The following is a 13,421-nucleotide window of genomic DNA, read 5'->3' as shown; positions in this document are numbered from 1 at the left end:
GAGTTGCCATTGACGTATAGGCAGGCACAAGTAACGCTGCGCCGAATGAACTGATCGCCATACCGATGGGGAACGCCCAAATACTGCTGCCTAAAAACACTATAAAACCGAAGGTGAGACACACTGCCCCGAGTTTGAACATCTTCATTAGATCGAGTTTTTTCTTCTTAATCACCAATACCTGAGTCAGTAACGTAACAGCGGCGCTAATGGTCAGCAACACACCAATTGAGTCACTGATTTTGTCGGTAGTCCATTTTGTCACGGAACCGATGAGTGGTGAGAAACTGTATTGTAGAAGTGCAATGACCGCGCAAAGCAACAGGCCAGAAAGCAGAAACGGCCAGAGGGAGAATAAGGGCTGCCAACGTGAACAGATTGCCTCGTTAGACGCGATTACCGGGTGATTTGTGGGGAATACCTGCGATTCTGGCTTGGGTTTAGGCAGTAAAAGAGAGCACATCAAAGCAACCAACGGAAACACAATCATAATCAACAGTGGTGCGTACACATTGACTTTGAGTAAAAGAATGGACAGAAGTGGCCCTGCTAATCGGCCAGTACTTAACCCAATACTCACGGAAGTGATGGCCTTTAATCGATTCTCTGACCCACACAATATGATAGCCCAATGCTGACTGGCAGGAACCATCCCCGCGACCGTACAACCATAGACAATGCGAGCGGCAATCAACCCGACTAAGTAGTAGACCGCTAGCGAAGGCTGGTGACGACTCAAGACGGTAAACAACCACAGAAGAAAAAAGCTCACGCTCATGCCAACTAAAGCTTGAACGACCACAATCTTTGGCCCATTTCTGTCACTAAAACGTCCCCAAAAAGGCGCGGCGGGGAGAAACAGAAAACTTCCGATGGCAATGACGATAGACCAAGCCGGTAAAGAAAATGCGGATTGCTCAATAAGAAATGGCAAAGAGACGAGCAGACCATTCTGACCAATTCCCATCAAAGATGCGATTAATCCAATAAAGGTTAACTGTATGTTTTTATTTTCTATTACCACAGGTTTTATCATTGAATGGAGAGTTCGTTTATTGAGGCGTTCGCTATCTTATCAATCTTTAATCGATATGAAAATCATTATCATTTGTATTGTTGTGTGGTAAAATTCAGCGCATTCTCGTTACCATTGATTGTTTAGCATCATGTATCAATTACTCAATACGTCGTTTGAAATCGATGAAAAAAAAATTCTTCAGCCGACAACCTTGAATTTCCAATCGGGAAAAGTCACCACCCTATTGGGGCACAATGGATGTGGTAAATCGACGCTGATCAAGCTACTCAGTCGCCAAAACAAACCTGCCCGCGGTCAAGTACTGCTGAATGGTGAAAGTGTCGAACTTTTATCGAGCCAGCAGTTTGCATTGAATGTGGCGTACCTTCCTCAGCATCCACCCATCACCGATGGCGTGACGGTAAGAGAACTCGTTTGTTTCGGACGTTACCCATGGAAGGGCGTATTTGGTCGCTATAGCAAAGCCGATTATCAGTTGGTGGATGATGCAATCAAAAAAGTGGGTTTAGAAGCTTTTTCCGGGCGTTATGTGGCAACACTATCCGGTGGTGAAAGGCAAAGAGCTTGGGTGGCGATGCTGTTAGCACAGCAAAGTCAGTGCTTGTTACTTGATGAGCCGACGTCGGCATTGGATGTGGCTCATCAACATGAATTGTTAGCATTGATTCGAGATTTAAACCAAACACTTGGGCTAACCGTGATCATGGTGTTACACGATATCAACATGGCGGCCAAGTTTAGCGATGAGATTATTGCATTGCATTCTGGTCAGGTTATCGCGCAGGGAACCCCTAAAGAGTTAATGACCCCTGACGTATTACAGCAGATCTATGGGATGGAGCTAGCACTGTTTCATCACCCTCAAACTGGCCAACCCATTAGTTATGTTCTTTAAAAACGCCAGAAATGAATGTTTAGGATGATAGAAAACCCGCCACTGACTATGAATAACAAGGATATTTTTGTGAAAAAACTCATCGCTCTGATTGTCTTTATTTGTGCTGCTTCTGTGCAGGCAATGGAAATAAAACACGAATTAGGTAAAGAAACTTTTGAGAAAACCCCAGTAAAGATCGTTGCACTTGATTGGGCTTTGACGGAAACGGTGCTGAGTTTAGGGCTTACGCCACAAGGGGTTGCGGATGTAGGAGGTTATCAGACATGGGTAAGTCAGCCTGAACTCAGTGGTTCTGTTATCAATGTTGGTTCACGACGTGAACCCAACTTAGAGTTGTTAACCGAGTTGAAGCCGGATGTCATTTTAATTAGCACGCATATGGCACCGGCCTATCGACAGCTAAGCAAAATAGCACCGACATTGGTTTACAGTATCTACAGTGACCGTAAAACACCGCTTGAGTCAGCCAAACACATAACATCACAGCTTGGTGTGTTGTTTGACAGACAAGCGCAAGCGCAGATCGTGATTACGCAAACGGAAAAGAGACTTGAAGAGAATGGACAAAAAATCAAGGCTAATCAATCCGATCAAACGTCATTATTGTTTGTGCGCTTCATTAACGACAAAACCGTCCGTGTCCATAGCCAAGGTTCGTTAGCGCAGTCGACCATTGAAGGTATGGGGCTTAGCAATGCTTGGCAAGAGCAAACCAACTTATGGGGTTTTACGACTGCAGGGATTGAAAAACTTGCAGAGCATCAAGAGAGCCACGTATTGATTTTTGGTCCGCTTAAGGAAGACGAACGTCAACGTCTAGGGCAGTCACCGTTGTGGCAAGCCATGAAATTCACTCGCACCGATTCGGTTCACGAGTTGCCTGCTATTTGGACGTTTGGTGGGCTAATAGCTGCACAACGATTCAGTGACAGCATCACTAAAGAGCTGATGTCAGCTCAATGAACACAGCAGTGCTAGAAAACAGAAGAACTAATCTTCCCTTTTTTATGGTCACTGTCTTTACTGTGATGGGGCTGATTTTATGTTTGATTCACTGGACGGTGCCATATTCACAAGGCTTAGGGTTACTGTTGAATACCGTTTTTCACTATGACGTGACAGACTATCAGCACCTTATTGTTCATCTCACCTATCTTCCTCGTTTGGCTATTGCAATTTTGTGCGGGTTCTCACTCGCCGTGGCCGGTTGCATCATGCAGTTTGTTTTAAGAAACCCGATCGCTTCACCGACGACATTAGGTGTTGCTTCAGGGGCCGAGCTAGGAATGATTTTGGGGATCTTGCTGATTCCAGCCAATATCGCCACGACAGGCTTGTTGATGCCCGTCGGTATGCTATTGAACAGTCACTTTTTCCCTGCTTTTCTAGGTGGGTGCTTGGCAACGGCGCTTGTCTTCATCTTATCGGCAAAGCGGGGGTTCTCTCCTGTCCATATGGTGTTAGCTGGCATGGTGATTAGTTTGTTCTTTGGGTCACTCAATACCATGCTTTTGTTACTCAATGAACAGCAGCTTACCCGTGTTTTTGTGTGGGGAGCGGGAACACTGAACCAAAATGGGTGGTCGAGTGTGACGACGTTACTTCCATTGGTCATCGTCCCTTCTGTCTTTTTACTGCTTCTAGAGCGTCCATTATCCTCTCTGCTATTAGGAGACAGCGTTGCGTCTTCTATCGGTGTCAATGTTAAAACCATCAAGGTCGTGTGCTTGGTTTTGGCCATTTCTATGACCGCATCGGTAGTCAGTGAAGTCGGGCTTATCGGGTTTATCGGCATTGTAGCCCCTGCAATCGCTCGAATGTTACGAGTGAGGACATTGCGTTGGCAAATTTTAGTCAGCGGCGTACTTGGGTCAGTAATGCTGTTGCTGGCCGATCTGATTATTCAGCCGTTTTCTGGTGTCGGAGGTGAGTTGCTGCCAACGGGCGCAATGACCGCCTTGATTGGTGCGCCTTTTTTACTGTGGTTATTGAATCGTAAAGTGATGCAATCTGATCTAAGGGCGAGGGAAGAATCGCATACCCATTACCAAACTCGCCACTTGGCCAAAATAGCCTGCGTGCTTGTTCCCTTATTGATTATGGCTTTTGTCTGGGTGCTTTTCATTGGCAAAGATTCTCAAGGCTGGAACGTCGCCCACAGTCTTTCCATTTTGGAGTTACGTGTTCCTAGGGCGTTAGTGGCCATGTTTGCAGGGGTGGGATTGGCTATTGCAGGCACAGCTATTCAGCGAGTGTCGACGAATCCTATGGCAAGCCCCGAGATTTTGGGTATCAGCTCAGGAGCGGCGCTGGCGTTAGTGATAGGAGCCGTGTTAGGTATTGCGGTCGAGCGACATGAGCAAATGCTACTTGGCACCGCGGGAGCACTGCTCGTCACGGGTATTATTTGGTGGATGGGCAGAAAGCAAAATTTTGCACCGACTCAAATGTTGTTAACCGGTATCGCGCTTAGTGCTGGCCTTGATGCTTTCCTTCGCATTGCGATGTCATCGGGCCAAGACAATGTAACCGCATTGATCACTTGGCTTTCAGGGTCAACATACCTTGTGGCCATGTCTGATGTGTACTTGATGTTGGTGGGGGTCGTTATTCTTGGTGCTTTTTCATTGATTTGTCACCGTTGGTTTGACCTTATTGGGTTGGGTGAAATCAGTGCGACAAGCGTCGGTATCGATTGCCGTAAAGTTCGAGGGCTATTGCTGCTTCTAGTCGCGATGATGACGACACTGTGTACTATTGTGATTGGTCCACTCAGTTTTATTGGGCTTTTAGCACCACATCTTGCCCGTTCCTTACATCAGTATAAAGCCTCTAACCAGTTAATTACGGCAAGTCTACTGGGCGGAATATTGATGCTTTTGGCAGATTGGCTAGGAAGAACATTATGGTTTCCCTGGCAGTTTCCTGCGGGGCTATTAGCCTCATTGATTGGTGGCGGGTACTTCTTATACCTCATGCGAAAATAACGTTAAATCGATTTATATAATTGATAATTAAAATAATAAAGCCAGTTGAATTGAATTATTCAGCTGGCTTTTTTGATTCCCTGTCAACAACTCTAGGAATGAGGCGTTGCTTCAAAAAATAATCAAATAAACGATTGTATATTTAAATGATAATCATTAGCATTCTCACTTTGTTTTATATGAAACAGTGAGATTGATATGACGAATAGCCAGACTTTGGTCGAGACAACGATGCGTGGCAATGACGCACCAGCCGCCTGTTTTTTAAACTCGTTAGCCAGAGAGTGTTCAAGTGTTGTTATTATCGACGGAGAATGTGAAGCCTATTATTGCATCCCTCTTTCAAACGAACATGAGATTCGGGTTCCCCTGAGGGTCGTCTCTTCTATCGGGTTGCATGAGTACCAATTCCCGGCGGTTTTGTACGGTACTGAAGTGGCCCCAATAGAGTTCGATCAAGTGGTCGACTTGGTCGTTGAACAACCGGCACTCGTTGGCATGATTACGCCACAGCAAAAATCGATTTTTGTCGATCGAGTTAACGAGAGCTATCGCAATGTATATGCAGCGGTGAAGGACAATCCGTATGGTCGAAAGTTATTTGAAGAGCGGCTCAACTTTCGAGAGTCGGAGCAAGGTTTATTAATAGGTCATTCTTTCCATCCCGCTCCTAAAAGTCGTGAGCAATTTAGCCCTCAAGATGCGCAAGTTTACACGCCCGAATTTGGTGGGAAGTTTCAACTTCATTGGTTGGCGGTTGATGAATTTCTTTTAGTTTCTGGCTCGTCTGGTGACCAAAGTGTTCGTCAACGTATCGAAGAGTTGGTGACTGCGGATGAGAGTTTGGAGATCAGTGTGGCTGGCCTAGCAGACGATCATGAAATGTTGTTTCCCGTTCATCCGTGGCAGTGGCAAAGCATTAAACAAAGAAAAGAGGTGAGGGCTTACCTTAAAGAAGGCCAGATCAGAGATCTGGGCGCTGTGGGTGAAAAATGGTATCCAACGTCGTCTACTCGTTCTTTGTACAGCCCCAAACTGCCTTACATGCTCAAGTTTTCGCTGAGTGTCAAACTCACCAATTCGGTAAGAAACCTCTCTCTGAAAGAAGTGGTTCGTGGCACGCGGTTGAATCAATTATTCGAAGACACGGAATTGAAGTCGTTACTGGGTGGAAAAAGAGGCTTTCAGCTCATGCAAGAACCCGCTTTTTTAGGGTTGATGGATTCTAACGGCTTAGTTATTGACGAGAGTTTGCTGGCATTTCGTGACAACCCGTTGATGAGCAAACCGGAAGAAGAAGCCGTGGTTCTCGCGACACTGACTCAACAAAACCCTTTTGGTGGGCAAAGCTTACTGGTGAGCCGAATTGAGCATTACGCTCGGACACATACCCTCACGCCAAAAGTGGCCGCACAGCGCTGGTTTGATGCGTATTGTAAGCATGCGGTTGTTCCTTTGTTCAACCTTCAAGCCAACTACGGAATCGTATTCCTGGCTCATCAGCAAAACATTGTTATGCAGCTGGAAGAGGGTCTGCCGATTGGCATGTACTACCGAGATTGTCAGGGGACAGGGTACACCGATTTAGCGTTTGAGTTATTTCCTGACGCTCTTGGCTGTTCAACGAATGCCAAACATGCCAAGCAGGAGACAGAAAACTACTGGAACCAAGACAAAGTGCGTCGCTATTTTGCTTACTACCTCATCATTAATTCTACCTTCAGTGCTATCGCTTCTATTGCGGCAGGCCTTGATATAGATGAATCCAGTTTGGTTACAATCTTACGTCAGCATTTAGTCGATCTAAAAACACAAGGTGTTAAGGATGACCGATGTCTGAGCTACGTATTGGACAGCGATTCGCTTTGCTGCAAAGGGAATTTTTATTGTTATCTACAAAATTTCAACGAAAACTCCATTCCGGACCCTGCCGTCATCTACTTCGATTTATCCAACCCTATCGTTGCCGTTAAGGAGGCGAATTATGCCTAACTACACCACGTTCCTGTATGAAATGGGCGACATCCCGGTTGTGACTTTAACTCAGACAGAACAAGACCTAAATGCGGTGTTTTCCTTGGATTCGGTCATGATTGAGCTTGACCAATTCTTTACCATTCACAAAGACATTGACGAGATCGACATTCAATGTGGTTCGCCGACCTTACGCAATGCATTACGTCACTGTCTGCCGATGTTTGAGACAAATAGGCTAAATCGTCAGGCGTTCTATCAAAGAGAAAACCCGTGGCATCAGCATGCCCCGTCATCATCCTTTCCAACCATTGATGTTCAGAGTAATCCTCAATTTCGACATCATCCGCTGAGGCCACCTATGCCGAGGGGAACGGTCTATAAGCGATATGACCATGAGGCCGATGTGACGGTTTCATTCAGAGTGTTTGATATCGATAAAGACATGCCTCTGTTCACTCAATGGATGAATGATCCGAGAGTCGCCGACTTTTGGGAGCAAGCCTGGAGCGAAGACAAGCTTAGGCAGTTTGCACAAGAACGCTTAGCGGATGCACACATTATTCCTTTGATTGGCGAGTTTAACGGTCAACCTTTTGGCTATGTCGAGGTGTATTGGGTCAGTGAAGACAGGTTGAGCCCCTATTACTCAGTGGAACCTTATGATCGTGGTATTCATTTACTCGTCGGGGAACAACAATTTCGAGGGCCCAAATACTTCATGAGCTGGATGAAGGCCATCAGTCACTATCTGTTTATAGATGATATTCGAACCCGTCGAATTGTATTGGAGCCAAGGTCAGACAATATCAGACTGTTCAAGCGCATTGAGCAGGTAGGCTATAAAACCTGTTTTGAATTCAATTTTCCACACAAACGTTCAGCCCTATTAATGCTAGAGCGAAACGCTTTTTTTAAGGAGCAGTGGTAATGGACCAAATAGCGTTACAGCGGTACTGGTTACCGATGAATCGACACTTGGTGGCGAAGCTGATCAGTGAACTGGCCTACGAACAAGCGTTTAATCTTGTTGGCGATAAAGATGAAGATATAGATAAAGGTGTGTTTTCCTTAGCCTTGACCAAGGATGTGACTTATCAGTTTTTAGGGAAAGTGAACATTTGGGGGCAAGTCAACATCGATCCCGAGTCTGTGGTGAGGCTTGCTCCAGATCACCAAAAACAACAACACCAAGATCAAGGAACAGTTCTGGCAACAACGTTTATGAGAGATATCCAAACACTGATTGGCATATCCGATGAGGCTCTGGCTGAGCATTTTGAAGACCTCAATGCGACCCTGTTGGGTGATTGTAAATTAGCGTTACGCAAGGCGAATATGACCGCAAGAGATTTAGCTTATCTTCCTTGCGAACAGCAGCAAAGCCTATTCGATGGGCATCCCAAATTTGCTTTTAATAAAGGAAGACGAGGGTGGGGAAGTAGCGATTTAAATCGATACGCTCCCGAATCAGAAAATACATTTCAGCTGACTTGGGTTGCGGTTCACCATTCTATCATTCAAAAAGCCACCAACCAGCGCGTCGACTGGCAGCAGCTTCTATATACCGCTATTGATCATGTGGATTATCAGGCAATGGATCGAATCGTGTCTTCGTTCAATGTAGATTGCAGCGAATACACCTATGTCCCCGTTCATCCATGGCAGTGGGATCAAAAATTGTCGTTGTTGTTTGTACGTGAACTCGCGGAAAAATCGCTGATTTACATTGGAGAGCATGGGGATCGCTTTCTACCACAATTGTCAATTCGAACGCTAAGCAATGTTGATAGGCCGATGAGCTACGACATTAAGCTGCCTCTGACCATTATGAACACCTCATGCTACCGAGGTATCCCGGGTCGTTACATATTGGCTGGCCCCATTGCATCAGACTGGATTGATTCACTATTTAAGTCCGATCCGTTACTGATTGAAAAGCAGGCTGAAGTATTGCAAGAGCCGGCTGCGGCGTTCGTTGGGCAAAGTGATTATCAAGGATTGATCGATGCTCCTTACCGGTACCACGAGTTATTGGGCGTTATTTGGCGAGAATCGGCACATTCCAAATTAAAGGAGAACGAACACGCGATTTTGATGGCGGCTCTTATGGAGTGTGATGCATCAGGGGCACCGATAATTGAGGAGTACATAGCCAGTTCCGGCCTCGACAACAGTGAGTGGCTAACCTGCTTATTTGATGTGGTCGTTATTCCATTTTATCACTTGTTGTGTAAGTACGGAGTGTCACTGATAGCGCATGGACAAAACGTTACGTTGGTGCTTGAAAACTCGATTCCAACACGAATCTTATTGAAAGACTTCCAAGGAGACATGAGGCTCGTCGATAGGGTATTACCTGAGCAAGACTCACTGGATCAGTGCGTTAAAGACGTGACTGTGAAGCTGCCGGAAGAGTTGATCATTCACGACTTACAAACGGGACATTTTGTCACTGTACTGCGTTTTATCTCCCCTTTAGTCGCTCGGTCAGGTCTGCCTGAAATGACATTTTATGAGCTTCTTGGACGCTCTATTCAACAGTACATGCAGAAATGCATTCAAAGTGATCCTGAGATGGAAGAGCGTTTTGAACGGCTCGACCTTTTCAAACCTAGAATTCTTCGAATTGGACTCAATCTAGCAAAGTTTAGACACAGTACCGATTCAAGTGCGTCTCGCATGTTACCGGATATGGATGACAGGCTAGATAACCCGCTCTACAAGGCTTTAAATCAATAGGAATACATAAAATGGATAATAATAAACACAACGTCAAACTGGGTATTACTGGTCTTGATATTGCCGGTATTGGTGTCGGCCCGTTTAATCTGAGTGTTGCGGCGCTGCTAGAACCACACAAAAATATTCGCTCGACGTTTTTTGAAAGTCGAGACTCCTTTTCTTGGCATCCGGGTTTGTTGCTGGATGACACGAATATGCAAACCATGTATCTGAAAGATTTGGTCACGGCTGTGGATCCTCAAAGCCAATATTCTTTCCTCTCTTACTTAGTGAAAACTAAAAAATTCTATCGATTTTTGTCGGCGGAATTAAATTGTATCAGCCGCCATGAATTTTCAGACTATTTGGCGTGGTCGGCCAATCAAATGAATAATGTCCAGTTCTCAACCAACATTGAGCATGTTGATTTTAAAGAGGGGCTCTTCCACCTTCAGACTAGCAGCGGTGCTTACCAAGCAAAAAATCTATGCATTGGCACAGGTAAAGTGCCATTGATGCCGGAGTGCGCGAAGAAGTTTATCAGCGATAAAGTCTTTCACGCGGCCGAAGTTGGATTAAGAGTTCGAGACTTCACCGGTAAACGCGTCATGATTGTTGGCGGCGGGCAAACCGGTGCTGATATCTTCTTAAACGTGCTGCGAGGCAAGTGGGGAAAAGCGGCGTCACTGGATTGGGTGTCGCGTCGCCCAAACTTTCAACCGCTGGATGAAGCGGCCTTTACCAACGAATTCTTTACACCAAATTACGTGGAAGCCTTCGTCGGGCTTAATCCCAGTGTCAAACATTCAGAAGTGACGACTCAAAAGCTGACCTCTGATGGCATCACGCAGTTGGCCTTATTGGATATTTATCGCGAGCTTTACCATCGGTTTGATGTCCTCAAAGAAGAAAAATGGGTTCGTTTGTTACCGCATCGCACGTTGACTGAAATGCATCCATTAGAAACGGGGTACGCGCTAAGTGTGGGAAATGCGTTAAGTGAGCATGTCGAACGTCATGAAGCGGATGTCGTGATTCTTGCAACTGGGTTTGAGGCGCCATATCCGGCTTGTCTTAAAGACATTATGCCCATGTTGGATCTCGATGAACAAGGACGATACCAACTGACTTCTAACTTCGAGCTCAAGTGGAAAGGAAGTCCAGAGAACAAAATTTTTGCGGTTAATGCAGGTATGCACAGCCACGGTATTGCTGAACCACAACTCAGTTTGATGGCGTGGCGCAGCGCCAAGATCATTAACAGTTTGGCTGGACGAGAGGTCTACGATATTAAGTCAGATAAAGGACTCATTGACTGGCTATCCGCGGTGCGGGTGAAAGACCTTGTTGAGGCTTAGTCATTCATACCTAACGGTTAACACCTAATACCCCACAGCATAAAGTTTTTACACTAGGTCATATAAAAATAATGTATAAATAAGTAGTAATGAAGTGGCTAATGAGTATCATTATCATTACCATGTGCGTGTGGTTACATTAAATAACAAGAGAAAAGTAATGAAAGTTAACAAAGGAACGTTTCAACTGTCTGTCATTTCAGTTGCGATAGCGTCAGCTACTGGCTTTTTTGTTCCTTCAGTCGTCCAAGCTGAAGAGTACACAACAACCCAAGAAAAAATGGTCGTCGTTTCAAGCCGTACGCCGAAAGCGATCAGTGAGATCCCAGGTACCGTTTGGTACGTTGATGCCGAGCAAATTGAACAAGAATACCGTGGTGGTAAAAGCCTGGATGAAATTCTAGCCGCAACGGTTCCATCTTTGGATGTGAGCAGCGGTGGTCGTACTCATGCAGGTCAAAACCTACGTGGTCGCAGCATCATGGTGATGATTGATGGTGTGTCATTACAATCAGTGCGCTCTATTAGTCGACAACTCGATTCCATTGACCCATTTAATATCGAGCGTATCGAAGTGCTGTCGGGTGCGAGTTCAATTTATGGCGCAGGTGCGAGTGGTGGTGTCATTAACATCGTGACCAAAAAAGCACTGGGTGGCGAGATAGAGTTCGAAACGTACGTTGGTGGTACCTCTGGTTTTAACGGAAGTGAAGATTTTGATTATAAACTCGCGCAGTCAATTGCGGGCGGAAATGAGAAAGTTCAAGGGCGTGCGTCTGTGGCTTATACCAGTACTCAAGGGTACTACGATGCAAACGGTGACATGGTCACTCCTGACATCACTCAAGGTTCAACTCAATTTAACGAAACGATTGATTTGATGGGTAATCTACAAGTTAATCTCGCTGATAATCAAAACTTGCAGTTGTTGGCACAGTATTACGATAGCCAGCAAGACACCCCATACGGTTTGTATTTCGAAAAAGACGCGGATGGAAAATATCAATTCGTCGATGTTAGAGACGGTTACGCCGCCGATCGTCAGCAAGGTACTGAGCGCGTAATGCTAAGTGCTGCATATAATCACAGTGATTTCCTGAGCCATCAACTGATTGCGGAGCTGTCCTATCGTTCGGAAGAGCATACATTCATGCCATACACATCGGCAGGTAGAACCACGTTAGCAACCAGTTCATCAAGTCAAAATACCGATATTATCTCGTTAAAAGCCGCGTTGAATAAATCTTTTGATGCCCTCAGCCTTACCTATGGTATTGATGGCTTTGTGGACAGCTTTGACAGTGATAACGCGCTTTATAACCAATCGGTTACAGAAGGGTCGGGAGGGCTGATTAACCAGATAGAGTCTATGGCAGGGCGTTATCCTGGTATTGATACTCAAGCGTTTGCGGGCTTTTTACAGGCTGAGTATGCGCTAACGGATAATTGGACACTGCAAGGCGGCTATCGTTATCAGTACATGAATACGGAAGTATCGGATTTCCAAAAAAGTTCGAATTCAGATTTTGTTCCGGGTGGAGAAACAGATTACTCAGAGGGATTATTCAATGTCGGGACTGTTTACCATCTAACGGAAAACTCTCAGGTGTGGGCTAATTTCTCTCAAGGTTTTGATCTGGCGAACCCTGCGAAATATTACGGTAAAGATGCCACTGTTAATGTTAATGACACTAAACTAGAAGGCATTAAAACCGACAGCTACGAGCTAGGTTACCGTTATGATTTCGACAAACTTTCATTTCAAACGGCCGCGTACCATTCATACTCTGATGGTTCAGTGGAATACGCGGATGACCAATCGATTAAAGGTATTTCAAACCCTATTCGAGTCTACGGTGCAGAAGCGCAAATCTCATATTGGGTGATGACTAACCTTCAACTAGGTGCGTCTGGACACTATGTCGTTTCTGAAGAAAAAGGCGACAACGGCTGGGAAGACTACGATGCGAGAGAAGCCAGTACATCAAAAGCCAGCACTTGGATTGGTTGGTATGAAGCTGACTACAGCGTGAAGCTACAAAGTTTAACCGCCTTTGATTATGAAGATGCGAACGCTCTAAAGCTGGAGGGTTACACCGTTGTTGACATGATAGGTACGTACCAACTGCCTGTCGGCACGATTGGTTTCGGGGTTAAAAATTTGTTCAACGAAGACTATCTGACAACGTGGAGTCAACGAGCAACACAGTGGTATAGCGGTGGTCCTGATATGTACCAATATCAAGGTCGTGGCCGTACTTATACGCTGAACTATCAAGTGAAATATTAACGATACGTTAGGTATAAAAGTGATCCGTTAACGCGACTCTAAGAACGGGATAAGCCATCGCCATGAACTCGGTATCTACTGGGTTTGTGATACTACGCGATGGCTTAAACCTTGAGTTAATTTAGGACGTGTTGATCTTTCGCGGTTAAAT

9 protein-coding genes are annotated in these 13,421 nt (G+C 45.4%); 8 read left to right on the top strand and 1 reads right to left on the bottom strand.

Annotated elements, in window-relative coordinates:
- The coding region (locus ACP45E_RS14035) for an MFS transporter (RefSeq protein ID WP_069585141.1) at nt 1–1,036 on the bottom strand (1,036 nt) is incomplete at its 3' end.
- A 130-nt stretch (nt 1,037–1,166) separates the two neighbouring features.
- Between ACP45E_RS14035 and ACP45E_RS14030 the strand changes: the two genes are divergently transcribed.
- The 8 genes from ACP45E_RS14030 to ACP45E_RS13995 all read left to right on the top strand — a co-directional run bounded on the left by ACP45E_RS14030 (nt 1,167) and on the right by ACP45E_RS13995 (nt 13,270).
- On the top strand, nt 1,167–1,934 hold the full coding sequence (locus ACP45E_RS14030) for an ABC transporter ATP-binding protein (RefSeq protein WP_017033976.1): 768 nt from the start codon (nt 1,167–1,169) through the stop codon (nt 1,932–1,934).
- A 24-nt stretch (nt 1,935–1,958) separates the two neighbouring features.
- Nucleotides 1,959–2,900, top strand: a complete 942-nt coding sequence (locus tag ACP45E_RS14025) for an ABC transporter substrate-binding protein (RefSeq protein WP_017036924.1) — start codon at nt 1,959–1,961, stop codon at nt 2,898–2,900.
- On the top strand, nt 2,897–4,924 hold the full coding sequence (fhuB, locus tag ACP45E_RS14020) for a Fe(3+)-hydroxamate ABC transporter permease FhuB (protein ID WP_017036923.1): 2,028 nt from the start codon (nt 2,897–2,899) through the stop codon (nt 4,922–4,924). Before ACP45E_RS14025 ends, fhuB begins: the two co-directional genes overlap by 4 nt.
- 198 nt (nt 4,925–5,122) lie before the next feature.
- Nucleotides 5,123–6,916: an IucA/IucC family protein gene (locus ACP45E_RS14015; RefSeq protein WP_017036922.1), complete on the top strand. Its 1,794-nt coding sequence runs from the start codon at nt 5,123–5,125 to the stop codon at nt 6,914–6,916.
- Nucleotides 6,909–7,829, top strand: coding sequence for a GNAT family N-acetyltransferase (locus tag ACP45E_RS14010; protein ID WP_017036921.1), 921 nt, complete (start codon nt 6,909–6,911; stop codon nt 7,827–7,829). Before ACP45E_RS14015 ends, ACP45E_RS14010 begins: the two co-directional genes overlap by 8 nt.
- A complete protein-coding gene (locus ACP45E_RS14005; protein ID WP_017036920.1) occupies nt 7,829–9,640 on the top strand; it encodes an IucA/IucC family protein in 1,812 nt (603 codons plus the stop codon). Before ACP45E_RS14010 ends, ACP45E_RS14005 begins: the two co-directional genes overlap by 1 nt.
- A gap of 11 nt (nt 9,641–9,651) precedes the next feature.
- Nucleotides 9,652–10,980, top strand: a complete 1,329-nt coding sequence (locus ACP45E_RS14000) for a lysine N(6)-hydroxylase/L-ornithine N(5)-oxygenase family protein (RefSeq protein WP_017036919.1) — start codon at nt 9,652–9,654, stop codon at nt 10,978–10,980.
- Nucleotides 10,981–11,140: 160 nt separating this feature from the next.
- Complete coding sequence (locus ACP45E_RS13995; RefSeq protein ID WP_017036918.1) at nt 11,141–13,270, top strand: TonB-dependent receptor; 2,130 nt, start codon at nt 11,141–11,143, stop codon at nt 13,268–13,270.
- The last annotated feature ends 151 nt before the right edge of the window (nt 13,271–13,421 follow it).

Source organism: Vibrio genomosp. F10 str. 9ZD137 (assembly GCF_049974785.1).
In the GTDB taxonomy this organism is placed as follows: domain Bacteria; phylum Pseudomonadota; class Gammaproteobacteria; order Enterobacterales; family Vibrionaceae; genus Vibrio.
Note: the sequence above shows the minus strand (reverse complement) of the source record. Positions and strands in the feature narration are given on the sequence as shown.

What these genes read in the sequence shown, in the direction of transcription:
- ACP45E_RS14030 (WP_017033976.1), top strand. Translation starts at nt 1,167, where the DNA reads ATGTATCAATTACTCAATACGTCGTTTGAAATCGATGAAAAAAAAATT.
- ACP45E_RS14025 (WP_017036924.1), top strand. Translation starts at nt 1,959, where the DNA reads ATGATAGAAAACCCGCCACTGACTATGAATAACAAGGATATTTTTGTG.
- fhuB (WP_017036923.1), top strand. Translation starts at nt 2,897, where the DNA reads ATGAACACAGCAGTGCTAGAAAACAGAAGAACTAATCTTCCCTTTTTT.
- ACP45E_RS14015 (WP_017036922.1), top strand. Translation starts at nt 5,123, where the DNA reads ATGACGAATAGCCAGACTTTGGTCGAGACAACGATGCGTGGCAATGAC.
- ACP45E_RS14010 (WP_017036921.1), top strand. Translation starts at nt 6,909, where the DNA reads ATGCCTAACTACACCACGTTCCTGTATGAAATGGGCGACATCCCGGTT.
- ACP45E_RS14005 (WP_017036920.1), top strand. Translation starts at nt 7,829, where the DNA reads ATGGACCAAATAGCGTTACAGCGGTACTGGTTACCGATGAATCGACAC.
- ACP45E_RS14000 (WP_017036919.1), top strand. Translation starts at nt 9,652, where the DNA reads ATGGATAATAATAAACACAACGTCAAACTGGGTATTACTGGTCTTGAT.
- ACP45E_RS13995 (WP_017036918.1), top strand. Translation starts at nt 11,141, where the DNA reads ATGAAAGTTAACAAAGGAACGTTTCAACTGTCTGTCATTTCAGTTGCG.